The organism is Thermodesulfovibrio thiophilus DSM 17215, assembly GCF_000423865.1.
Lineage (GTDB): Bacteria > Nitrospirota > Thermodesulfovibrionia > Thermodesulfovibrionales > Thermodesulfovibrionaceae > Thermodesulfovibrio > Thermodesulfovibrio thiophilus.
The window spans coordinates 161,400-186,193 of the sequence record NZ_AUIU01000013.1 but is presented as its reverse complement, the minus strand read 5'-3'; the positions used below and the strand labels follow the sequence as shown (position 1 = coordinate 186,193).

The 24,794-nt window shown below is 34.0% G+C and carries 23 protein-coding genes and 1 tRNA gene; 20 read left to right on the top strand and 4 right to left on the bottom strand.

The features are described from left to right. Positions 1-12: 12 nt before the first annotated feature. The 5 genes from G581_RS0105365 (at position 13) to G581_RS0105345 (ending at position 4,503) form a co-directional block, all read left to right on the top strand. The gene (locus tag G581_RS0105365) at positions 13-1,326 is read left to right on the top strand and encodes a TolC family protein (protein WP_028844941.1); all 1,314 of its coding nucleotides are present in this window, start codon (positions 13-15) and stop codon (positions 1,324-1,326) included. Beyond that, positions 1,323-2,486: an efflux RND transporter periplasmic adaptor subunit gene (locus G581_RS0105360; RefSeq protein ID WP_028844940.1), complete on the top strand. Its 1,164-nt coding sequence runs from the start codon at positions 1,323-1,325 to the stop codon at positions 2,484-2,486. Before G581_RS0105365 ends, G581_RS0105360 begins: the two co-directional genes overlap by 4 nt. 2 nt (positions 2,487-2,488) lie before the next feature. Continuing rightward, positions 2,489-3,172, top strand: coding sequence for an ABC transporter ATP-binding protein (locus G581_RS0105355; RefSeq protein ID WP_028844939.1), 684 nt, complete (start codon positions 2,489-2,491; stop codon positions 3,170-3,172). Continuing rightward, positions 3,169-4,398 (top strand): ABC transporter permease, encoded by a 1,230-nt coding sequence (locus tag G581_RS0105350; protein WP_028844938.1) that lies wholly within the window; start codon positions 3,169-3,171, stop codon positions 4,396-4,398. The genes G581_RS0105355 and G581_RS0105350 overlap by 4 nt, the downstream gene beginning before the upstream one ends. An 18-nt stretch (positions 4,399-4,416) precedes the next feature. Next, a tRNA-Ser gene (locus tag G581_RS0105345) sits at positions 4,417-4,503 on the top strand. Here the strand turns inward: G581_RS0105345 and G581_RS11635 are convergent. Next, positions 4,485-5,861 (bottom strand): sigma-54-dependent transcriptional regulator, encoded by a 1,377-nt coding sequence (locus tag G581_RS11635; RefSeq protein ID WP_028844937.1) that lies wholly within the window; start codon positions 5,859-5,861, stop codon positions 4,485-4,487. The two genes, G581_RS0105345 and G581_RS11635, sit on opposite strands and share 19 nt — an antisense overlap. Continuing rightward, the gene (locus G581_RS0105335) at positions 5,858-7,792 is read right to left on the bottom strand and encodes a c-type heme family protein (protein WP_028844936.1); all 1,935 of its coding nucleotides are present in this window, start codon (positions 7,790-7,792) and stop codon (positions 5,858-5,860) included. Before G581_RS0105335 ends, G581_RS11635 begins: the two co-directional genes overlap by 4 nt. 392 nt (positions 7,793-8,184) lie before the next feature. Between G581_RS0105335 and G581_RS0105325 the strand changes: the two genes are divergently transcribed. The 4 genes from G581_RS0105325 to G581_RS10720 all read left to right on the top strand — a co-directional run bounded on the left by G581_RS0105325 (position 8,185) and on the right by G581_RS10720 (position 11,312). After that, complete coding sequence (locus G581_RS0105325) at positions 8,185-8,397, top strand: hypothetical protein (protein WP_156875202.1); 213 nt, start codon at positions 8,185-8,187, stop codon at positions 8,395-8,397. A 173-nt stretch (positions 8,398-8,570) separates the two neighbouring features. Beyond that, positions 8,571-9,569, top strand: coding sequence for a hydrogenase expression/formation protein HypE (gene hypE, locus G581_RS0105320; RefSeq protein WP_028844933.1), 999 nt, complete (start codon positions 8,571-8,573; stop codon positions 9,567-9,569). Between the two features lie 13 nt (positions 9,570-9,582). After that, positions 9,583-10,584 carry a SurA N-terminal domain-containing protein gene (locus G581_RS0105315; protein WP_028844932.1) on the top strand — a complete coding sequence of 334 codons (1,002 nt, stop codon included), beginning with the start codon at positions 9,583-9,585 and terminating at the stop codon, positions 10,582-10,584. A 2-nt stretch (positions 10,585-10,586) separates the two neighbouring features. After that, positions 10,587-11,312, top strand: coding sequence for a pseudouridine synthase (locus G581_RS10720; RefSeq protein WP_038065196.1), 726 nt, complete (start codon positions 10,587-10,589; stop codon positions 11,310-11,312). Positions 11,313-11,380: 68 nt separating this feature from the next. On the opposite strand, the gene G581_RS0105305 is transcribed toward G581_RS10720, so the two are convergent. Then, on the bottom strand, positions 11,381-12,829 hold the full coding sequence (locus G581_RS0105305) for a TrkH family potassium uptake protein (RefSeq protein WP_028844931.1): 1,449 nt from the start codon (positions 12,827-12,829) through the stop codon (positions 11,381-11,383). After that, positions 12,826-14,166, bottom strand: coding sequence for a Trk system potassium transporter TrkA (gene trkA, locus G581_RS0105300; RefSeq protein ID WP_028844930.1), 1,341 nt, complete (start codon positions 14,164-14,166; stop codon positions 12,826-12,828). The genes G581_RS0105305 and trkA overlap by 4 nt, the downstream gene beginning before the upstream one ends. A 191-nt stretch (positions 14,167-14,357) precedes the next feature. Between trkA and G581_RS10715 the strand changes: the two genes are divergently transcribed. From G581_RS10715 to G581_RS0105245, 11 genes are read left to right on the top strand one after another with little or no spacing between them, the layout of a single operon-like run. Then, positions 14,358-15,350, top strand: coding sequence for a sigma-54 interaction domain-containing protein (locus G581_RS10715; RefSeq protein WP_051178904.1), 993 nt, complete (start codon positions 14,358-14,360; stop codon positions 15,348-15,350). Then, entirely contained in the window at positions 15,331-16,926 is a 1,596-nt protein-coding gene (locus tag G581_RS12165) for a tetratricopeptide repeat protein (protein ID WP_028844929.1), read from the top strand. The genes G581_RS10715 and G581_RS12165 overlap by 20 nt, the downstream gene beginning before the upstream one ends. Continuing rightward, complete coding sequence (locus G581_RS0105285) at positions 16,923-18,014, top strand: two-component system sensor histidine kinase NtrB (RefSeq protein ID WP_028844928.1); 1,092 nt, start codon at positions 16,923-16,925, stop codon at positions 18,012-18,014. The genes G581_RS12165 and G581_RS0105285 overlap by 4 nt, the downstream gene beginning before the upstream one ends. After that, positions 18,011-19,282 carry a sigma-54-dependent transcriptional regulator gene (locus tag G581_RS0105280; RefSeq protein ID WP_028844927.1) on the top strand — a complete coding sequence of 424 codons (1,272 nt, stop codon included), beginning with the start codon at positions 18,011-18,013 and terminating at the stop codon, positions 19,280-19,282. Before G581_RS0105285 ends, G581_RS0105280 begins: the two co-directional genes overlap by 4 nt. Positions 19,283-19,325: 43 nt before the next feature. Next, positions 19,326-19,661: a flagellar basal body rod protein FlgB gene (gene flgB, locus G581_RS0105275; protein WP_028844926.1), complete on the top strand. Its 336-nt coding sequence runs from the start codon at positions 19,326-19,328 to the stop codon at positions 19,659-19,661. After that, positions 19,661-20,068: a flagellar basal body rod protein FlgC gene (flgC, locus tag G581_RS0105270; protein ID WP_028844925.1), complete on the top strand. Its 408-nt coding sequence runs from the start codon at positions 19,661-19,663 to the stop codon at positions 20,066-20,068. The genes flgB and flgC overlap by 1 nt, the downstream gene beginning before the upstream one ends. Positions 20,069-20,079: 11 nt before the next feature. Continuing rightward, entirely contained in the window at positions 20,080-20,373 is a 294-nt protein-coding gene (fliE, locus tag G581_RS0105265) for a flagellar hook-basal body complex protein FliE (protein ID WP_028844924.1), read from the top strand. Between the two features lie 6 nt (positions 20,374-20,379). Further along, complete coding sequence (gene fliF, locus G581_RS0105260) at positions 20,380-21,894, top strand: flagellar basal-body MS-ring/collar protein FliF (protein ID WP_051178898.1); 1,515 nt, start codon at positions 20,380-20,382, stop codon at positions 21,892-21,894. Then, positions 21,895-22,875 (top strand): flagellar motor switch protein FliG, encoded by a 981-nt coding sequence (gene fliG, locus G581_RS0105255; protein WP_028844922.1) that lies wholly within the window; start codon positions 21,895-21,897, stop codon positions 22,873-22,875. After that, on the top strand, positions 22,865-23,509 hold the full coding sequence (locus G581_RS0105250; RefSeq protein ID WP_028844921.1) for a FliH/SctL family protein: 645 nt from the start codon (positions 22,865-22,867) through the stop codon (positions 23,507-23,509). Before fliG ends, G581_RS0105250 begins: the two co-directional genes overlap by 11 nt. After that, complete coding sequence (locus G581_RS0105245; protein WP_028844920.1) at positions 23,481-24,794, top strand: FliI/YscN family ATPase; 1,314 nt, start codon at positions 23,481-23,483, stop codon at positions 24,792-24,794. Before G581_RS0105250 ends, G581_RS0105245 begins: the two co-directional genes overlap by 29 nt.

The following is a 24,794-nucleotide window of genomic DNA, read 5'->3' as shown; positions in this document are numbered from 1 at the left end:
AATGGTAACAGGATGAATAAAATATCAGTTTTTATTACAGTTACATTGCTGGCTTTATTTTTCATTATCGATACAGCATTATTTCCAGTTTTTGCTGAAGAACTTGAAGTTCTTTCTTTAGATGAATGTATCGATATAGCCTTAACGAAAAATCCTGAAGTGATTGCTTCAAAATTTGGTGTGGAAAAAAGTTTTTTCAAAATAGGAGAAGCCCGTTCAGGTTATTTCCCTCAATTAGATTTATCGTTGGGATATCAGAGACGCTATCAGGAAAACAGAGGAGGGAAGAAAGAGTACAATGGATATTCATATTCAGGAAGTGAATACTCAAATGAGTATTCAGGACAGCTCAGCCTTACGCAAACGCTTTTTGATTTTGGAAAAACATCCAAACAGGTACAAATCCAGCAAGAGCTTTATAAAGCAACAGAATGGCAGGATAGAGATACAGTTTTACAGATCATTTATAATGTTAAAGAAGCATATTTTTACCTTCTTAAATCACAGAAACAGAAGCAGACAGCTGAAGAAGTTTTAAGACAGGCACAGAGACATCTTGATCTTGCAAAAGGATTTTATGATGTAGGGCTTAAACCAAAAATAGAAGTAACAAAAGCAGAGGTTGAGGTGAGTAATGCAAAGCTCAATTTAATAACCGCTCAAAAAGAACTAAAACAGGCTCTTTTAAATTTAAAAGTAGCAATGGGTATCATTGATATACCGGATTTTGCTATAAAAGACGAAGAATATGCTGTAAGAAAACTCGATGAAAATGAATCATTAAATATCGCAATACAAAGGAATCCACAACTTCAGGCAATGAAGCTTAATAAAAAGGCTTCAATCTCAAGTGAAGAACTCGTTAAGAAAGAGTATTTGCCAGTATTTACAGGTACAGGAACCTATGGTTATTCCAACGAAGATTTCCCTCTGGATAGACAATGGACACTTCTTTTTCAGATGAATCTTCCTATTTTTAGTGGATGGTCAACTACATATAAGCTTAAACAGGCAAAGGCTGATACATCTTATTACTCCTATAAAGAAGAGTCTCTAAGACAACAGATAATTTCCCAGATAAAAAATCTTTTTGTACAGCTTAAAGAAGCTTCTCAGAAAATTGATACTCTAAAAATTACTTTAAAACAGGCAAAAGAAAATCTTGAACTGGCAATGGGAAGATACGAGGTTGGCATAGGAAGCTCAATTGAAGTTGTTGACGCTATAGTTCTTTATGAACAATCAAATACACAATACTGGCAGGCAGTTTATGATTATAATGTAACCTATGCACAAATACTGAAAACAGTAGGAATGGAGAAATGAAGAATAAGAAAAAAATAGTTTTAACTGCAGGAATTTCCTTATTTATAATTGCAGTAACCTTAATTGTTATTTTTTCAGATTCAACAAAAACAGAATTTAAGACTATTAAAGTTCAAAGAGGTAGCATTATCCAGACAGTTACCGCAACAGGAAATGTTAATCCTGTAACAACCATCCTAGTTGGTACCAGAGTTTCCGGGACAATTGTGGATTTATATGCTGACTATAACTCTCTTGTTAAAAAAGATCAGCTCATTGCACAGATTGATCCAACTCCTTTTGAAAATGAACTCAAGCAGGCTGAAGCAGACCTTTACAATGCAAGGTCAAATCTTTTTAAGGCTGATATTACTTTAAAAGATGCTGCGAGAACTCTTAAACGAAAACAGGAACTTTTTAAACGTGATCTTATTTCTCGCAGTGAGCTTGATGACGCTGAAACAGCCTATGACAGTGCTAGAGCTCAATATGAGATGGCTGTGGCTCAAGTCAGAAAATCAGAGGCAGGAGTAAAACAGGCAAAAACAAATCTCGGATATACAAGAATTGTATCTCCGGTTAACGGTGTGGTAATTGCAAAGAATGTTGAAGTAGGACAGACAGTTGCAGCCAGTTTTCAAACTCCAACATTATTTACCATCGCTCCAGACCTCACCAAAATGCAGGTTGATACCAATGTTGATGAAGCGGACATATCAAAAATAAAAACAGGAATGGAAGCAACATTTACAGTAGATGCCTATCCTGATAGACGATTTACAGGAGTTGTGGCTCAGATAAGGCTATCTCCAACAGTTGTGCAAAATGTTGTAACGTACGATGTTGTCATTGCTGTTGATAACACTCATCTGCTTCTTAAACCTGGAATGACAGCAAATGTGACTTTTGTAACTCAGGAAAAGACCAATGTCCTTAAAATTCCAAATACTGCTTTAAGATTTAAAATGCCAAATGCTGCTCCTTCAAAACAGCAGGGAGTCTGGATTATAAGAGATGGAAAACCAGTAAGAGTTAACATTAAAACAGGAATAACTGATGGAGAATGGACCGAACTTGTTGAGGGAGATATAAAGGAAGGACAAGAAGTCATTGTTGATATACAGACAAACAAAAAAAACAATAAGTCTTCTACAGGCAAGCCTCCTTCACCAAGGTTTTAACTATGCAGGTTATAAAATTTGAAAATGTTATCAAAAGTTATCAATTCGGCGAAAATGAATTGGTAGTGCTTCACGGTATTTCAGTTAGCATAGAAAAAGGAGAGTTTGTTTGTATTATGGGCCCGTCAGGATCTGGCAAGTCCACATTTATGAATATTGTTGGATGTCTTGATACTCCCACATCTGGGAAATACTATCTTGAAGGCATTGATGTATCAACAATGGATGTTAATCAACTTGCTGAAATAAGAAACAAAAAAATCGGCTTTGTATTCCAACAGTTTAATCTACTTCCAAGAGCTACAGCTTTAGAGAATGTTGAACTACCTCTCATTTATGCTGGAGTTCCATCTAAGGAAAGGAAACAAAGAGCACTACATATGCTTGAAGCAGTTGGACTTAAGGAAAGAGCACATCACTATCCAAGACAGTTAAGCGGAGGACAGCAACAGCGAGTTGCAATTGCCCGCGCTTTGGTCAATAATCCATCAATAATATTTGCAGATGAGCCAACAGGCAATCTTGATTCCAAATCAAGCATTGAGATAATGGAGATATTTAAAAATTTAAATGAAATTCGGGGTCTTACAACAATTATTGTTACTCATGAACCAGATATAGCAGCATTCGGTAAAAGACAGATAAGATTTTTAGATGGTAGAATAATAAGTGATACAAAATCATGATAGCGATATCATCAATAGTTAACATTGCGTTACGATCTCTTATAGCTAATGCAATGCGTTCTTTTCTTGCCATACTTGGTATTATCATCGGGGTTGCCGCTGTAGTAACAATGGTTGCAATTGGAACAGGTGCAAGTGAGAAAATTTCAGAACAGATATCAAGCATAGGAAGCAATATGATTCTTATTTTGCCTGGTTCAACAACACAGGGTGGTATAAGAATGGGAGCAGGAACACAACAAACTCTTACAATGGCAGATGCTGAGGCAATAGCAAAGGAGTGCTCTGCAGTATCTGCGGTTGCACCTGTGATTTCAGGGACAGCACAGGTTGTTTTTGCAAACCAGAACTGGTCAACTGGAGTAATTGGAACGACTCCTGATATGACAATAGTCAGAGACTGGAATGTTACTTCAGGAAGATTTTTAACAGAGCAGGACGTTAGAAGTGGAACAAGAGTGGCGGTTATAGGCCAAACCCTTGTTACACAGCTTTTCGGAGATCTTGATCCTGTTGGTAAAATCATCAGAATTACAAAAATTCCTTTTGAAGTTGTTGGCGTTCTTGAAGAAAAAGGTCAATCTATGATGGGACAGGATCAGGATGATATCATCTATGTTCCAATTACCACAGCACAAAGAACACTTTTTGGCCAAGTTCTTCCAGGCAGAGTTAAAATAATATATGTTAAAGCAAACTCGCTTGAAGAGATGTCTTTAGCTACAGAGCAGATAACAGCTCTCCTCAGACAGAGACACAGAATAGGACAAAAGCAGGAAGATGACTTTACAGTGAGAGATCTTACACAAATGCTTGAGGCTGCTAAAGAATCAACGCAAACAATGTCAATCCTTTTAGGAGCTATAGCATCGGTTTCTTTAGTTGTTGGAGGAATAGGTATTATGAATATTATGCTGGTTTCAGTAACAGAGAGAACCCGCGAGATTGGGATAAGAATAGCAGTTGGTGCAAAGCCAAAAGATATACGAATGCAGTTCCTTATAGAGTCAGTATTTTTAACAACAATCGGTGGAATTATTGGACTAGTATTTGGTATTATTGCTTCCTTGATTGTTTCTGCAGCAATGCAATGGCCTGTTAGTATCTCTGTACTTTCAACTTTAATAGCCTTTGGATTCTCCGCTTTCGTTGGTATTTTCTTTGGTTTTTATCCAGCCTATAAAGCTTCATTACTCAATCCAATTGATGCATTAAGGTATGAATAACTGGTATAATAAGAAATTGGAGGGGTGGCCGAGTGGCTTAAGGCGGCGGTCTTGAAAACCGCTGTAGGGTATCTCCTACCGGGGGTTCAAATCCCTCCCCCTCCGCTGTCTATTCCATAAGCTTTCATTTTCTCCCATAAAGCTTTTCTGCTTATACCAAGTTTTTTAGCTGCTTCTATTTTTTTGCCTCCACATTCTTGAAGTGCTTTAATTATAAGATTTTTTTCAAAGCTTTCCAGACATTCTTTAAGTGTAATTTTATTAACTATGCAATCATTCTGAAAGGCTTTTACAGGCAAAAACTCATCAGGCAAATGTTTAACATCAATCACTCCATCACTGGATAAAAGTACAGCTCTTTCTATTGCGTGTTTTAATTCTCTAACATTGCCAGGATAGTCATAAGATAGCAAAGCCTCGTATGCTAGAGAAGAAATAGTAATATTCTGTTTACTATATTTCTCTGAAAAAATATTTAAAAAATTCTCAATTAATGCCGGGATATCCTCTTTCCTTTCTCTTAAAGGTGGTATAAATATCGGCATGACATTTATTCTGTAAAAAAGGTCTTCCCGGAATTTTTCAGATTTTATTAATTCTTTAAGATTTTTACTTGTTGCATAAATATATCTAATGTTAATCTGAATTGGTTCTTTACCTCCAAGACGATAAATAATTCCATCTTCGATAACTCTTAAAAGTTTTGCCTGAAGAGCGAGGGGCATATCACCGATTTCATCAAAAAATAATGTACCTCTATTTGCAAGCTCGAATTTTCCCTTTTTGGTTTCAATGGCACCTGTAAAAGCGCCTCTTTCATATCCAAAAAGTTCAGACTCAAAAAGAGTTTCAGGTATTGCAGCACAATTTATTTTGATATATGGCATATTTTTTCTCAGACTATGCATTTGAATAGCATTTGCAACTAATTCTTTGCCTGTGCCACTTTCACCCTGAATGAGAATAGGTACATCTGTTTTCGATACTGCTTCAATTTTATCAATTATTTCTTTCATAACAGGAGTCGCGTATATTAATCCTTCAAAACCCTCCTTTTTTTTAACCATTTCGCTTAGGTGTTGCACTTCCATTTCAAGATTTCTGAATTTCAGCAATCTTTCTATTACCAGAATAAGCTCCTCATTTGTAAATGGTTTAGCAATGTAATCAAAAGCTCCATCTTTTATCGCCTGAACAGCGGTCTTAACTTCAGCAAATGCAGTTATAATAATCACACCTGTTTGTAAGTATCTATTTTTTATGTGTTTAAGTAAACTAAGACCATCAACTCCGGGAAGTCTCAGATCAATAATGGCGATATCAAAAAATTCTGAATCTAGTATTGACATTGCCTTTAATCCATCATCACAGGATTTAATATAATATCCGCATGATCCAAGAAAATGACTCATTCCAAGTCTCATTGCAGGATCATCTTCAACTATCAGAATTTTTTCTTTCATTTGATCGGTAACTCCACAATAAATGTTGTACCAGCTTTTGAGGTTTCAACAAGAATCCTGCCATTATGCTGCTCTACAATAGATTTACTCACAGATAGTCCAAGTCCTGTTCCCTGTCCAACTGGCTTGGTTGTGAAGAATGGATCAAAAATCTTAGGAAGTATACTCTCAGGAATACCATGACCTGTGTCAGTAAATGAAACAAAACATCTATCGTTTTTCATATAGCTCTCTATTGTAAGAATTTTTTGTCTTCCATCCATTGCCTGAATTGCATTAAGCACAATATTTAAGAAAACCTGCTCTATTTTATTTGAATCAACCATTATTTCAGGAATATCTTGTGAAAGTTTCCTTATAACAGTAATACCATTTTTTGATATAAGATATTCAGTTAATTTCAATACATTTTCCACAAGACTATTGATCGGAACGGATGACTTGACTAACTCTGTTTGTTTTGAAAAATCAAGAAGCTGTTTTATAATCTGCTGGATTTTTATAAGGCCATGATTTATAACTTCAATATGCATCTTTTTTGTTTCCTCATCCATTTTAGTTGAAATTAAATTGTTAAAACAGAGCCTTATACCGCCAAGTGGATTATTAATCTCATGAGCAAGTCCTGCTGAGAGTTGTCCAATTGCTGCAAGTTTTTCTGTAATTCGCATCTGGTCTTCTATTTTTCGTTTCTCCGTAATATCTTTAACATAATGGACAACTTTAATCACATTCCCTGAATCATCAAATATTGGATAGAGATGAATAAAATAATATTTCCCGTCATCCCCTTCCCAGTACTCTGAAAATGGCTTTTTAGTATCTACGACTTTTTTAAGGAAATAAACCGGACACAATTTATCACTATCAAGTTTTTCTATATCGCATTTATTAGTAAAGACCGCTGATCTACCTTCCTTCATCCAGACTCTGTATGCATGGTTTGTCATTTCTACTGTACAGTCAGGATTTACAAGCGCAAGAGGATCTGTGATACCTTCAAATATTGTCTGAAGAGTTTCAGCATGTTTTTTTGTAGCCTCCTGTGCTTCATATAAATATTTTGCCATCTGATTAAATGAAAAAATGAGTTCTCCTATTTCATCCTTTGTTTTTACTTCAATAGTTTGATTAAGCGGCTCAGTCCCCTCTACTATGCCTCTGAATAACAAGCTTAATCTTTTTAATGGTTTAATCACGAAGCTCCAGAATGCTCCATGAAGAGTAACAAAAAGAAAAAGAAGAGTAACCGCACCAAAAAGAAATGTTGATATTGCAACTCCTTTTATTTCTCCAAGCGTTGAAGCAATAGGCATGGAAACAGATTCAACACCTATAACATCACCATCTTTCCACGTAAAATCATTTGATCGTGGAAACATTTTAAGTAAAGCTTTTGGTGCATTAATAATTTTTCCATGGCATATCAAACACCCTTTTTCAATATTAACCGGTTTAGCCATTATAAGAATTTCCTGATCTCCTGATTTTATAATTCCGCTCCATGATTCTTTATCAGAATTTTTTTTAAAATATTCAATTAATTGAACATGTAATGCATCTGCTTTATGTTCTGGATTAATAGGATCTGTTGAAACTCTTCTGTACGTATAGTTTTTTATTTTATTATTAAATCTCCTCATAACACTCAATCTCACATGAGTGGTTGACATTCCTTCAACAATAAACTCATCTTTTTTCCCTGTTTCATAAAGTAGTTTAAATATAGCTGGCCTTAGCTCATCTTTTACATAATTGCCAAGTGCGTCAATCTGAGTCATAATAATTCTTGTTTTTTCATTCGCATCCTCGATAACTTTTTGTTTTAGATGGTAATATAAAAGAAATGAAAACATTATACAGAAAGCAAAAATTATTAAAGCTATTGACAGTGTAAATTTCGTATTTATTGAAAGATTTTTTAGTTTCATCTATCTAGATTGTAATAGAGATTAACTATTATCTGCAAATTTACCTCAAATAAACAGATTTACAATAACTTTTTTGATATCGTTTTGTATTACTAAACAACATATAAATTTAAAAAATTGAAATATTCTTAATAGAACTGGTAAGATAAATTTTATTCCATATTGAACATACGATTCGGAAATCTCAAACAGAAATCGAAAGCTAATTAACAACTTGATTTTTTCTCATCTTCCTGATCAAGGATAGATATTTTAAAGTTACAGTTTGTGTTATTTGAAACTCATATGTAAAAGCAGAGGAAATCCGCCTGCTGGGACATCTTCTGCTTTTTAATGGCGGGATAAAAATAACCCAGTATGGCAGCATTAATGCCAGAGTAAGGAGGGCTTCTATGCATGACATGAAAGTGTCTGTTGACATGTCCACTTTGATTGCATACCTTCCTGAAATTGTAAAATGCATTCATTCTCCTTCTGAAGAATCACAAAGCTGCAAGTTATGCCAGTTCAAACAGGAATGTATGATTGTCTCAGCAGTAGGTTTTATGATTACCAGATTTATAAATGGAGACAAAGTAAACTTTGGCTCTGAGAAGCTGAATTAAATTCATTTTACAGGGGTTCGTTTCAGAACCCCTGTAAACTTTCTTTTCGTGGCTTTTTAATTTAAAAAACCGATCATAAAATTAAAACATCAGTAAGCAAGTAGATAATTACCTATTACTTGAACTATTTTTGTATAATATTACAGAAACAATCGAATTGATAAGGAGCATGAATGGATAGAATCCTTCTTGGTCATGGAAGTGGTGGCAAATTAATGCATGAACTTATAACAAAATACGTCGTACCAGTATTTGAGCTTTCCTCACTTATGGACTCTGCTGTGATATCTCTTAATCATTCTGGAAAAATTGCTATAACAACTGATTCATACACTGTATCACCAATATTTTTTCCTGGTGGAAATATTGGTGACCTTGCAGTAAACGGCACTGTAAATGATTTAGCTGTTGTGGGTGCTACACCTCTTTATCTAACAGCAGGTTTTATATTAGAAGAAGGTCTTCCAATGGTTGACTTTGAAAAGATTTTAAAAAGCATTGCTGCATCGGCAAAAAAAGCAGGAGTAAAAATAGTTGCTGGAGACACTAAAGTTGTTGACAAAGGTAAGGGAGATGGAATTTTTATAAATACTTCAGGAGTTGGCATATTATCAGATAATATCGAACTGTCTCCTATGAAAGTAGAAATTGGAGATAAAGTTATCTTAAGTGGATCTATAGGGAATCATGGAATTGCTGTAATGGCTGAAAGAAATGATTTTATCTTTGAACCGCCCGTCTTGAGTGACACCAGAGCATTAAATGGTTTAATTAACGAAATTCTCCAATACTTCGCTCCTTTTATCAAAATTATGCGAGATCCCACACGTGGTGGAGTTGCAACCACACTTAAAGAAATTGCCCTTGACTCAGGCAAGGATATCTTAATTTATGAAAATTCAATTCCAGTTCATGATACTGTTAAAGGAGCATGCGACCTCCTTGGACTTGATCCTCTATTTGTAGCTAATGAAGGTATTTTTATTGCTATTGTTAAACCGGAAGTTACAGAGGAAATACTTACTTTGATGAAAAAGCATCCATTCGGGATAGAATCTACAATAATTGGAGAGGTTACAGGTCAAGGAGGTAAAGTCTTATTGAAAACATTAATTGGAGGCACAAGAATGGTTGACATGCTTCCAGGAGAACAACTACCAAGAATATGTTAATAGAGTTTATTACATGAAATATTTTCTAGGTAGTAAAGTTTATGTTTTAAAACTATCAGTTTTACTGGTAATTTTAGTTTCATTTTTCAACTTCCAATCTATATTTCAATCTTCAGCCAGTGCGGAAGAAAATAAATTTTTTCTTGATAAAGTTGTAGCTGTAGTTAACAAAGAAGTAATAACATGGAGCGAACTCTATAAATATATGGAATTTGTTGCAAATGATGAAATTAAATCACTCAATCCTGACGAAAGATTTAAATATTTCAAAAAACATCAGGAGGAATTACTTGAAAAGCTCATTGATACAAAGCTTCAGATAGAAGAAGCTGAAAAATTTGGAATCTTTGTCAGTGATTCTGAAATAGATGCAGCAATAAATGATATAAAGAAAAAATATAAAATGTCAGATAAAGCATTTAATGAAACCCTTCAGAAAGAAGGAATGACTTTTGAAGATTATAAAAAACTGCTTAAAGAACAAGTAATAATTGGCAGAGCATCAAATATGTTTGTAAAAAGTAAGATAATTGTTACTGATGAAGAAATAAACAATTATATCGCAGCTAATCCTGAGCTCTCATGTGATGATGATGGTTATTATGTAAGTCAGATATTTTTAAAAAAAAGAGAAAATGAAGAGGAATTAAAAATAAAAATAAATGAAATTTTAAAAAGACTTATTCAGGGAGAACCTTTCAATAGAATTGCATCTCAATTCAGTGAAGATGTTTCAGCCAGATCAGGAGGATCAATCGGAGTATTAAAAAAAAATGAAATAGCTCCTCAGCTTGCGATTTTACTTTCAAAAATGAACATAGGGCAGGTAAGTGAACCAATTATGACTGAACATGGTATTTTTATTTTCAGACTTGATGGCATCTGTTTTAAAAAAGGATCTGAAAGATTGATCAATTATGTAAGAAATCTTCTGGAAAATGAAAAATTCTGGAACGAATATAAACTCTGGATAAGAAGCCTCCGTCAAAAGGCTTATGTTGAGATTATGGATTAGCTATGATACAAAGACTTCAGAAAATCCTTTGTGAATATGGAATTGTATCCCGCAGAAAAGCAGAAGAGCTGATAAAAGAGGGAAAAGTTACAGTAAACGGACAAATCGCAACTATAGGGCAGAAAGCTGATCCAGAAACAGATTATATAAAAGTTGATGGTAATCTTCTTATTAAACCGCAGCAAAAGGTTTATTATGCCTTTTATAAACCAAGGAAAGTGATTACATCACTTATTGATCCACAGGGAAGAATGACAATAAAGCATTTTTTGAAAGGTATTAAATTCAGAATTTATCCAGTTGGAAGACTTGATTATGATTCAGAAGGACTACTTCTGCTTACAAATGACGGAGAACTTGCTTACAGAGTAATGCATCCAGGTTCAGAAATTGAAAAAACTTATATGGTTAAAATTGAAGGATTGATAGAAGATAAAAATATAGAAAAATTAAAAAAAGGAATTAAGATTGACGGAAAGTTTGCTGTTCCAGCAAGTGTGCATCTTGTAAAAAAATTGAAAGCCAATTCATGGATAAAAATTACTCTTAAGGAAGGACGAAAAAGACAAATTCGTAAAATGCTCGAACGAGTCGGTCATCCTGTTATTAGATTAATCAGAATAGCCATCGATGGAGTAAAGCTCGGAGAGTTAAAACCAGGTCAACTGAGACCTCTTACAAAGGAAGAAATTGCAACACTTAAGAAAAAAACAGGATTATCTCAATAATCCCAATAATAAAACCATGTTTAACCAGTGCAGTTAATCTAAACAAAAATAATATTCGCACAGAAAAATTATTTTTTCCAGAAAGCTGGAGTAACAAGAATTAACACTGTATAATATTCAAGTCTTCCAACAAGCATACAGAAAATAAGTATCCACTTCCCTGCAATAGGTATTGATGAGTAGTTGCCAACAGGACCAGCTTCTCCCATAGCAGGACCGACATTGTTCATTGTAGAGATAACTGTTGAAACAGAGGTTATCAAATCCATACCTGTTGATGTCATTGCAATACTTGCAATTATGCAAACAAATATCGCAAGAAAAACAAATCCCCAAATACTTCCAAGTAATTCTTTGGTGAGAATTTTTTCATCTAATTTTAATACTAAAACTGCTCTGGGATGAATTAGTTGATAAAATTCTCTATATATCTGCTTAATCATTAGATAAATCCTGACATGTTTAATACCGCCTCCGGTAGATCCGGTCATGCCTCCAAAAAACATAATAATCAATAAAATCAACTGTGAGAATGCACTCCAATTTAAATAATTTGCTGTTGCATAACCTGTGGTAGTCATCATTGAGACAACTTGAAAAATAGCATATCTAAGCGAGTCGGAAAAAGAACTATAAACATAAAGCCATAGGTCTATTGTTATAAGTATAACTGTTATAGTAATTATACAGCAATAAAATCTGAACTCAGCATTTTTAAAAAATTTTCTGATAGTACCTTTTAACAAATAAAAATACAAAGCAAAATTTATTCCTCCAAGAAACATTCCTAAGCTTGATATATAATCAAGTAATGGATTGTTAAAATGAGCAATACTTGCATTTTTTGTGGAAAATCCACCAGTTGAAATAGTAGTAAAAGCATGACAAAATGCATCATAAATATCCATACCACCAAAGTAATAAAGAACTACGATAATTCCTGTTATTCCTATATAAATAAACCATAATGCTTTTGCTGTACCAATAATGCTCGGTCTAAGTTTATCAACAGTGATACCAGGCACTTCAGCCTTAAACAACTGCATTCCCCCTGTTCCCATAATAGGTAGAATTGCAAGCGCAAATACTATAATTCCCATTCCACCTATCCACTGAGTCATACTTCTCCAGAATAGTAAGCCAGCTGGCAATTTTTCCACATCCATAAAAATACTTGCTCCTGTTGTTGTAAATCCTGACATTGATTCAAAAAAAGCGTCTGTAAAAGAAACAACGCTACCAGTAAAAATATAAGGGAGACAACCAAAAAAAGTAATTACTATCCATGTAAAAGTTACAGTCATAAAAGCTTCTCGATACATTAGTTCTTCATGTGTGTATTGTTTTGTTATTGAAAGCATAACTGTTCCAGAAAATAAAGTTAAAAAAAATGACAATCCCAGTGCAAAAGTATCTGAAGAGTGATTGAGAATTGATACAAAAACTGATAAAAGCATAAAAATTGAAAGAATAATAAGAGCCGTACCAACAATATTGATTATAGTTTTGTAATTCATGCTAGAAGTTTTTCAATTTCTTTTATAGAATCTCTCAGTGTAAATATAATTAATTTATCTTGTTCCTTAATAAAATCTTCACCTTTTGGAATTATAATTCTTTCATCTCGTTTAATTGCTCCAAGAGTTGTATTTTTAGGGAAAATTTTATCTTTCAGTGTCTGTCCTATAAGAGATGATGTTTTATTTACAACCCCTTCAATAATTTCAGCTTTATTTTCAGCAATTGCTATAAGAGATAAAATTTCTTCTTTTCTTACATATCGAAGAATAATACTAGTAGTGATCAACCTTGGACTTAAAACAGACTGAATTCCTAAGTTATGAGCAAGAGGAACATAGTCTGTTCTATTTATAATGGATATAACCTTTTTAGCTCCAAGTTTCTGGGCAAGAAGTGATGACATGATATTCAACTCATCGTTATTAGAGCAAGCAATATATGCATCTATATTACTTATATTTTCTTCAATCAAAAGCTGTTTATTAGCTCCATCTCCATGAAGAATTAGAGATTTATTAAGGAGTTTGCTTAAAAAATTACATCTCTCCGCATCTTTCTCTATAATCTTAATATCTAACTGACTTTCCATTTTGCTGGCTATATAGTAACCAATTCGTCCACCACCAAGAATCATTATCTTTTTTGCAGGCTCTGTATAAACTCCTAGACTCTGAGCAACTTCCTCAATTTCTTCTTTTTTTAATGGAATATAAACAATATCTCCAACTTGTAAGATATCCTCTCCAGATGGAATTATTACATCTTCGTCTCTTTCAATGATTCCTATAATAAAATCTTTTGGCAACAATGTTCTGATCGATTTCAACTTTTTTTCTTTAATCGGGCTATCCTCTGGAATTTTGATACCTATTATTATTATTTCCCCCTGCTCAAACTCTATAATTTCACTAGCGAATGAATGCTCAAGTAGTTTTGTCACTGCCTGAGCAGCCTCAAAATCTGGATTAATCGCAGGGTCTATGTCAAGATTCGATTCACTAAGGAGTTCTTTGTTAAAAAAGTAATTAGGATTTCTTATCCTTGCAATTTTACGATTTATATTAAAAATTGCCTTACCAAGCAGGCAGGCAATCATATTTGTTTCATCACTATTTGTAACTGCAATTATTAAATCTGCTTTATCCGCTCCTGCTTCTTTGAATGCTGAAGGATCACTTCCTTCTGCTTCAATTGTTGCAATATCAAGCTCTTCAGTAATTCTTCTAAGTTTACTCCCATCTCTATCAATAATAACAACATCAACTCCTTCATAAGTTAAAAATTTAGCAATTTGATAGCCTATATCTCCAGCACCCACAATTATTACTCGCATTTAATAACTCCATTAAAAAACTTCGACTTTGAAAAGTATAATATTATAGAAAAAAAAGAGTATATAAATCGATATTTTCTCAAACTTGAAAATATTATACTTATACAATTGCATGATATTATTGCATTAAATAAATGAACTAGAAAGAATATTTATTGAAATTTTAGTTTCCAATATGTCATATTTATGACATGAATGATAAAGTTATAATTGTTGGAAAGTCTGAATCTATTCAAAAAATTCTTACAATGATTGATAAACTCTCCAGAGCTGACAGCACAGCTTTAATAATTGGTGAAAGTGGCACAGGTAAAGAATTGGTTGCAAAAATGATTCATCAGAGAAGTACAAGATCAACAAAGCCTTTTATCCCTATTAACTGCGCTGCAATACCTTCAGAACTTCTTGAATCTGAACTTTTTGGCCATGAAAAGGGAGCATTCACAGGAGCAGTTTACTGTCGTCCAGGAAGATTTGAACTGGCAAATGAAGGCACAATTTTTCTTGATGAAATTGGTGATATGCCCGTACATCTTCAGGTAAAGATATTGAGGGTCATTCAGGAAAGAAGCTTTGAAAGAGTTGGAGGAACCAGACCTGTACAGGTTAATGTAAGAATTATTGCAGCAACAAATAAAGACTTAGAGAAAGAAGTAAAAAAGGGGAATTTCCGAGAAGATCTTTTCTGGAGACTTAATGTTGTACCTTTAATAATCACTCCACTAAGAGAAAGAAAAGAGGACATTCCACTTTTATCCGAATATTTTATGAAAAAATTTTCTCAAAAATTTGGTTACTCATTGCAACTTAAACCAGAAGTTATGGAAATTTTTTTAAACTATAGTTGGCCAGGCAATGTAAGAGAACTTGAGAATTTAATTGAACGCTTTTATGTTTTGAATGATAATGGTGTAGTTAGTCTTGAAGACATTCCAGAGAGAATAAGATTTGGAGAAAACTCATTTTCAAGGGAGTTCATTCCAGATGATTTTAATCCTTTCAGTTCTGCAATAGACTTTAACGAAGTTTTAAGGGAATACGAAAAAAAATTAATTCTACACTCATTAAATGTTAATAAATGGATTAAAAGTAGAGCAGCAAAATATTTAAATATAAATCGAACAACACTCATCGAAAAGATGAAGAGATTGGGTATAAAAGACAATGAAATTCAAGATATGTAAGCTTGCTTTTGCTATATTAATCCTGATGGTAAGCATAGCCTCTGCTGAAGATCCTTTGAAGAATGGAGAAGATCTTCTGAAAATGGAGGATTACCTACATGCAAAGGAGTTTTTTCAAAAATATACTGAAAATCCAAACTTTGCTGATAGAGCACTTCTTGGACTTGCCAAAGCAGATTATTTTCTTGGAAACTACTATGAAGCAACAATTCCGCTTAAAAGACTTTTAAGAGATTTTAAAAATTCTACCTATATTAATGAAGCTACTCTATATTTAGGACTTACGTATTTAAAAATTAATAAATTCAAGGAAGCAGAACTTTATCTTAATCAGGTCAAAGCACCACTTGATAGGCAGGCAATGATTGGAAACGGCTGGATTGCTCTGTATAGAGGTGACTTAAAACTTCTGGAAAACATTTTAAAAAAACTAGACAGTAAAGATTTCAATGAACCAGATGCGGTTTTATTGAAAATCAAATATCTTGTTCTAACAGGTAAACCAGAAGAGGCTTTAAAAGAGTTTAAGAAAAATTTGAAACTAAAAAAAAGCAAGTATGATCTCGATAAAGCAGAAGTTCTAATAAAAGCAGGGAAGTTCCCAGAAGCAGAATTGATTTTAAGAAAAACAGTAGAAAACTCAAAAAAACTATATGATACAGTCAAAGCAAAAAAAATGCTTTTTGAGTTGTATCTTGTGCAGAACAAAATAGATGAAGCTTTAAAAATTGCAAATGATATATATATATATATTCCAACTGATGAATTAAGACTCAAGCTTTATGCAATTTATATGAATCAGAATAACTACGATGAAGCTTTGAAAATGATTTTAGCGTTAAGAGATAAAGAATTAAGAAGCAAAAAAATTGAAGAATTTACAAAAATCATCATGCATGGGAAACCCGATAAAGCTGCAGATTATATTGTAAAGGTATATCCGTTCTTATCTGAAGACTCTTCTTCATTGCTTGATTCAGCTAGTTTTCTTATTTCTCAGGGTAAATATAAAGAAGCCAAAAATTTATTGAGAAAAATACAGACAGGACCAAGAAGAGCAGAAGCTGTACTTCCATACTCCAGAATTCTGATAAATGACGGTCAACACAAGGAAGCTAAAAAACTTTTAGAGCCATTAAAAGATAAAAATCCCTCGGCTATGGCTCTCTATGCTCAGATTCTTAATAAAGAAGGAGATAAAACCACAGCCCTTGCCTATTTAAGAAAAGCATCACAATCAATCAAAGACCCTGATCTTTTAACACTGGCGGGTAATCTTGAATACTCGCTTGGAGACAGAAAAAAAGCAATTTCTTACTGGCTTGAAGCATCAAGGCTTGGATCTGCTGAAGCTACATTAAAGGCTGCTGACTATTTTTATCTTTCAAAAAAAACAAAAGAAGCACTGAAATACTATAAAAGAGCTATAGACATGGGAACAAAAGACAATGACTCTCTTATGTGGGCATACTATCAGTATGGAAAACTTGCAAATGATAAAACATATCTTGAAAAAGTAGTTAATTCAAAAGGACAACTCGCTGAAGCAGCAAGAGCACTTCTTGAAAAACTATGAAAAACGAAAACCTTTTAAGTGAAGCCATATTAAAAATTAATACAGCATCAGAAACATTAATTAAATATTACAGCATCCTTGAAGAAAGAATTAAAATTCTTACTGAAGAGGTTGATCAAAAAAAGAGGCTCTTAAGCAGCATAATCGACAGTATTGACATAGCTGTTGTTTTTTTTGACAGAGATGGTGTCATTAGATTAATCAATCGTGCTGCTGAACTTCTGTTTAATGTGAAGACAGAAGAGGTTACAGGACAAAACAATTTACCAATAAAAATTGAAAATGACTTGATATATCCAGCAAAATCTGCAAAACCGTTTTATGCAATCCTCTCTCAATCAGATGTTCTTGATTCAGAAGGAGAGAAAATCGGACATGTTTTCCTCTGTAAAGACATTACAAGAGTAAAAGAGCTTGAAGCAGAAAACGAAAGAAACAGAAGACTCACAGCAATGGGCTCTCTTATCATGAAAATAGCTCATGAAATAAGAAATCCTCTTGGAAGTATTGAACTTTTTGCAAATATGATATCAGAAGATATTAAAGAAAGCATTCATGGAGATTATGCAAGAAGAATTTCGAGTTCTGTAAGAATGCTGAGGAATACACTTGAAAATATGCTGAGCTTTACAAGAGGAATGACAGTGAAAAAAACTCCTGTATGCATTAATGAATTGGTTGAAGAAATAACAGAAGAGTTCAAGGAATTATTCAGCAGTGCTGCAATAGCGACTGAAATCAAAATGAATAATAAACTTGTAGTACCTCTTGATTTTTCGCTTATCAGACAGGCATTGATTAATCTTATTGTCAATGCCTATCAGGCAATGCCTGAAGGTGGACGTATTACTATCAATTCCAGTATTTGTGATAAATGTGTAAAACTTACAGTCAAAGATACTGGTCAGGGCATTGACGAAGAAATTATTGAAAGGATTTTTGACCCGTTTTTCTCTACGAAAGACAGAGGAACAGGGCTTGGCTTAAGTATTACAAATAGCATAATATCCGCGCATGGTGGAAGAATTGAAGTGAAAAGTAAAACAGGTGAAGGCACAGAATTTGCAGTTTATTTGCCTCTGGAATGAAATCCGTTCTGATAATAGATGATGAACCTGATATGAGGTTTGCTTTAAAAGAAGCAATGTCTCGTTTTGGTTTCAATCCTACTACCTATCGGGATCCCTTAGAAGTCTTATCAAACGTGAATCTGAGTAATTTTTCATTAATCATAACAGATGTAAAAATGCCAAAAATGGACGGGTTGCAGTTTCTTTCTGAAATCAGAAAAAAGGGTGTATTCACGCCTGTAATTGTTATTACAGGATATGGAAATGTTGAGGATGCTGTAAAAGCAATGAAACTTGGTGCTGTGGATTATATATTGAAGCCTTTTTCAATGGAAACTTTGAAATCTCTTATTTCAAGGCTTCTTCCCAGTGACGAAAACATTATTGCAGAATCCAGAGAAATGAGGAAAATTCTTGAAATCGCAAAGGAAATAGCAAAAACAGACATCACTGTTTTAGTTACAGGAGAAAGTGGAGTTGGTAAAGAAGTAATTGCAAGATACATCCATAAATATAGCCCGAGAGCTAATCAACCATTTGTTGCAATAAATTGTGCTGCAATTACCGAAACACTTCTTGAAGCAGAGCTTTTTGGGCATGAAAAGGGAGCATTCACAGGAGCAACTGAAAGAAAATTGGGGAAATTTGAACTTGCCAACAGAGGAACTATTCTTCTTGATGAAATCAGTGAGATGGCATACAGGCTTCAGGCAAAACTCTTAAGAGTAATTCAGGAAAAAGAAGTTGACAGAGTTGGAGGAACCAGGCCTATTCCAATAGATGTAAGAATAATTGCCACTACGAATAAGGACCTTGCAGAGGAGGTAAAAAAAGGCAATTTCAGAGAAGACCTCTTTTACAGGATCAATGTATTTCCTTTAAGAATACCCCCACTTAGAGAACGAAGCGATGATATAGTGCCTCTTGCAGAACTTTTCTTAAAAAGACTTTCAGATAAGATGTTAAAAAGTTTTACAATTACAGAAGAGATGAAAAAATATTTAATCAACCGATCATGGCTAGGAAATGTGAGAGAACTTGAGAATTTTATATACAGGACTGCCGTGCTTAGTCATGATGGTGAATTGAGACTATCAGAGGACGCAACTGTTTTTCAAGAAAAAAGTTTTATTAAAACAGGCAAACTAAAAACAGCAGAAAAAGATTTAATAATGGATGCACTACAGAAAACAGAGGGTAATCGCACCAAGGCAGCAAAAATTCTTGGAATCAGCGTAAGAACTTTGAGAAATAAAATTAAAGAGTATGGCTTTAAAGATAGTTAATGGCATACAATTTGTATGTTATTTTTAATGGAGGTAACTAAATATGGATGATTCAATAAAACTTCTTGAAAAAATAATGGATATATGTGCCTACAGGCAAAAAATTCTTGCTTCAAATATAGCAAATGCTGATACGCCTAAATACAAGGCAAAAGATCTAAATTTTCAGGAAGAGCTTAAAAGAGCAGTTGAAACTGACGAGCAATCCTATAAAATCATAGAAGCATCAACAACTATGCCAAACAGAGATGAAAATACTGTCAACATAGAAGTAGAAATGACAAAAGTTGCAGAAACAATGCTTATGTATAATACCGCTACACAGCTTATTTCAACAAAAATACGTATGATTAAAAGTGCTGTTAAAGGAGGTAGTTAATGCAAGATATATTCTTACCTCTTAAAGTATCTGCAACCGGGCTTGAAGCACAGAAAGTAAGACTCAATGTAATTGCCTCAAATCTTGCGAATGTAAATTCTACCAAAACACCAGATGGAGGACCTTATCGGAGAAAAGATGTTGTATTTACAACATACATATATGATCAAATTTCTCAGGGTGTAGATGTAAACAAAATAGTTGAAGATCAAAGACCTTTCAGAGTGGTTTATGATCCCTCTCATCCTGATGCAGATAAAAATGGCTATGTAAACTATCCGAACATAAATCCTATGGAAGAAATGATCAATCTCATATCCGCCTCTCGTGCATATGAAGCAAATCTTACCATGGTAAACTCATATAAAGATATGTTCATGAGAACACTTGATATATTAAAGGTTTAGGAGGTTTTTAAATGACAGAGATAAAAAACATAAATGACCTTCTGGGAAAGAGTTTACAGGATTTAAAAAATCTTCAAGGTTCAGAAAAGGAATCCTTTGAACAGGCTTTAAAAGATGCAATAAAGGAAGCGTCTCAGGTAGAACAGGAAGCTCAAAAGGCAATTGAATCATTTTCAAAGGGAGAGTTGAGCATTCATCAGGTTGTCCTTGCAATGGAGAAAGCCGATATGACATTGCAAACACTCATTCAGGTAAGGAATAAAGTATTAACAGCATATGATGAAATATGGCGTATGCAGGTTTGATAAAAAATGGCAATAACAGATAGAGCTAAAACAATATTAGACAATATCAAAAATATGCCTCTCAATAAAAAATTAGCTCTTGGTGGTGTTGGCGTTATTGTTCTGGCAATAATTTTAACTTTAGTTTTATGGCTACCAAAACAGGATTATCAGATTTTATACAGCAATCTTTCCGCTGAAGATGCCGGAAATGTCATAAATAAGCTTAAAGAGAAAAAAATTCCATATCAGGTAAAAGATACTGCAATTTATGTTCCCTCTGATAAAGTGCATGAATTGAGGCTTGAACTTGCTTCACAAGGTATACCATCTGGAGGCGGAGTAGGTTTTGAAATATTTGATAAAACATCCATCGGACTTACAGAATTTTCACAACGTGTAAACTATATCAGAGCCCTTCAGGGAGAACTTCAACGCACAATAAAACAACTTCAGGAAGTTGACCAGGTAAGAGTTCATATAGCAATTCCAGAAAAAACAATATTTACAGAAAAGGAGGACCATCCAACAGCATCAGTGGTTTTAAAGCTTAAACCTGGTAGAAACCTAACAAAAGAACAGGTTTCAAGCGTGGTGCATTTTGTATCAAGTAGTGTGGAAGGACTCTCGCCCCAATATGTTACTGTAATTGACCAGTATGGCAATCTTCTTTCTGCACCAAAAGATCCAACGCAGTTAGTGGAAGCCACTCAGATTGAATACAGAAGAAATATTGAAAAAACTTATGAGAAAAATATCCAGAGCATGCTTGAAAATATTGTTGGAAAAGGGAAAGCAATTGTTAGAGTTTCTGCGGATATTGATTTTTCAAAAGTTGAAAGACTTGAAGAAAAATATGACCCTGATACCATTGCAATAAGAAGTGAACAGAGAACACAGGAAAAAACAATGGTTCCTCAACCAGGAGGAATTCCTGGAGTTCTTTCAAATCAACCAGGGCAACAGCAACCAACAACTGTCCAAAATGTGCAATCCCAGAGACAGCAGGAAAGTATAAACTATGAAGTAAGCAAAACCATAAGCAAAATTCTTCAGTCTACCGGACAGATTAAAAAAATATCTGTAGCTGTTCTAATTGATGGAATTTACAGAGAAGAAAAAGGTAAAAAAGTTTATACACCAAGAAGCGAGGATGAGATTAAAAAATATCAGGAACTTGTTCAGGCATCAATAGGATACAATCAAGAACGAGGGGACTACGTGATAGTTGAAAGCATTCCATTTGAAGTTGTACAGGAAGAAAAAGCTGGAATTGATTATATGAGTATTATAAAAACAATTCTTAAATACATTATTCCACTTATTATAATTGTACTTCTAATCATTTTTGTGGTGAAGCCTATAATAGAATTGCTTAAAAAACCTGCTGAGGGGAAAATAGCTAAAAAAGAAATTGTAATATCTGATGAAACTGGATCATCTTTATTCAAGGAAAGAGATATAAGAGAAGAAATAAGACAGATGGCTAAAAATAATCCCAAACAGGTAATTGCGATTCTTAGAGAGTGGATAGCAGAATAAATGAGAAAATTTTCAGGCATAGAAAAAGCTGCTGCTCTTCTTTCTTTAATTGGAGAAGATGCTGCAACAGAACTTTTTAAACATTTTGATCCTATTGAACTTGCCAGAATTCTTCCTATGATGTCACGAATAAAATTAACACAGGAAGAAGCTGAGACTGTTCTTAAAGAATTTTCAGAGAAAATAGGAACAGCTCCTGTAACTGTTGATGAAGAATATATAAGAACAATACTTACAAAAGCATTCGGAGAAGAACAGGCTGCAAAACTTATAAGCAAGATTGAAAGTGGTGCTTCAGCTTTCGATATCCTCAGATGGCTCGACCCAAGCTCCATAGCAACAATGCTTCAGAGAGAACATCCACAGACAATAGCGATTGTTTTAGCACATTTAGAACCAACTCAGGCTGCTGAAGTATTAAGCAAATTTCCTGAGCAGCTTAAAATAGAGATTTCTCAAAGAATTGCGAATCTTGATCAGATTTCTCCTACAATCCTTAGCGAGCTTGAGGATGTTCTACAGTCACAGCTCAGTTCATATACTCAATCAAGAAGGATTGGAGGAGTTAAAACAGTTGCTGAGATCCTTAATCAGATGGATAGAACATCCGAAGAGCTAATTATTAAACATATTGAAGAAAAAGACCCTATTTTAGCTGATGAAATAAGAAAATTAATGTTTACATTCGAAGACCTTATTTCTGTAGACGATAGAGGTATACAAACAATTCTTAAAGAAATTGCAACAGATGACCTTGTTTTAGCACTTAAAATGGCATCTGAGGAGCTTAAAGAAAAAATATTTAAAAATATGTCTAGTAGAGCTGTGCAGATAATCAAAGAAGAGATGGAGACAAAGGGACCTGTAAGAGTTGCTGATGTAGAAAAAGCTCAGATGAATATTGTAAGGGTTGCAAGAAGACTTGAAGAGGAGGGGAAAATTGTAGTCGGTAAAAGAGGAGGTGAGGCAATTGTCACCTGATAATATTAAGCCTTATGTACCCCTACCATTTGACGAAAATAAAAAGATTATTGAACACCATGAAAATAAACCCAATGAAGATGTTATGGAGAGAGGATATAAAGATGGTTATAACAAAGGATATGAAGATGGCCATAAACAAGGAGTTAATAAAGGATATGAAGAAGGATTTAATAAAAGTCAGAATGAAATAAAAGAAAAATCAAATGAACTTGACAGGATAACAGAAGCTTTTAAAAATATGATAAAAGAATTAACTGAATTTAAAGACAAACAGATAGAATTTTTCCTGCCACAAATTTTAAGATTTTCATTTAAAATTGCAGAAAAAATTGTTGCCACAAAAATTGCTCTTGATAAAGATGTTACTTTTTCGATTGTTCAGGAGGCTTTAAAAGCTGTTCCCTTCAGTGAAGAAATGATTATTATAAAGCTCAATCCAGATGATTATGAAATTATCTCTGAAAAGATTAATGAACTTGACATAGACAGAACCAAACTTCAAATAGAGCCTTCAAATGACATAAAAAAAGGTGGTTGCTGGATTGAAACGCAGTCTCAACACATCATATCAACGATTGAGCAAAGGTTTAAGGAGATAGAAAATGCTCTCAATACAAGCATTTCTCAATAGCAAGGAAGAAATTTTAGACAGAATAAATCCAGTAAAAATTTATGGTAAAGTGATCAAAGCTGTTGGACTAATTGTGGAAAGTATTGGAGTAAATGCAAGCATTGGAGATATTTGCGAAATCATTAATGAGGAAAGTGTTGTAGAAGCAGAGGTTGTTGGATTTAAAAACGGAACTATTTTACTTTCTCCTCTTGGTGAAATTTATGGAATCAGACCAGGAGCAAAAATTGCTGTAAAGGGCAAACAGAGCTACATTTCATTAAGTGATGCAATTCTTGGAAGAATAATTGATGGAATTGGAAACCCAATTGATGATAAAGATCCTATAAAGGGAGAGCTTTTCCCAATATACAATGATGTCATTAATCCACTTGAACGAGAAATAATTAAAGAACCCCTTGATTTAGGCATCAGAGCCATAAATACCCTGATAACAGTGGGTAAAGGTCAGAAAATTGGGATAATGGCAGGCAGTGGAGTTGGAAAGAGTGTTTTACTCGGTATGATTGCAAGGTACACCACAGCAGATGTCAATGTAATTGCTCTCATTGGCGAAAGAGGGAGAGAAGTCAGAGAATTTATTGAAAATGACCTTGGCAAAGAGGGATTAAAAAAATCAGTAGTTGTGGCTTCAACATCTGATACTCCTGCACTTGCACGAATTAGAGGCGCTTTCCTTGCAACCGCAATTGCAGAGTATTTTAGACAGCAGGGCAAGCATGTACTGTTACTGATGGATTCCCTTACCCGTTTTGCAATGGCTCAGAGAGAAATCGGACTTGCAGCAGGTGAACCACCTACAATGAAAGGCTATCCTCCGAGTGTTTTTAAACTGATGCCTAAGCTTCTTGAAAGGGTTGGGGCTACAAAAAATGGCGGTTCTATAACAGGCATCTATACTGTTTTAGTTGAAGGAGATGATTTAACAGATCCGGTTGCCGATGGAGCCAGAGCAATTCTTGATGGACATATAGTTTTATCAAGAGAACTTGCAAACAAAAATCACTATCCAGCTATCGAACCTTTAAAAAGTATAAGCAGGCTTATGAAAGATATAGTTGAAGATAAACATCTTAAATATGCTGGAAGACTTCTTGATATTCTTGCCACATATGCTAGATATGAAGACATTATAAACATTGGAGCTTATAAAGAAGGGACAAATGCAGAGGTAGATTTTGCAATCAAAATGATGAACAAAATAAACAGTCTACTAAAACAGGGAATAAATGAACGAGCAAATTTTCAGGAAAGTCTGGAATCACTTTACCGTTTATTTGAATAG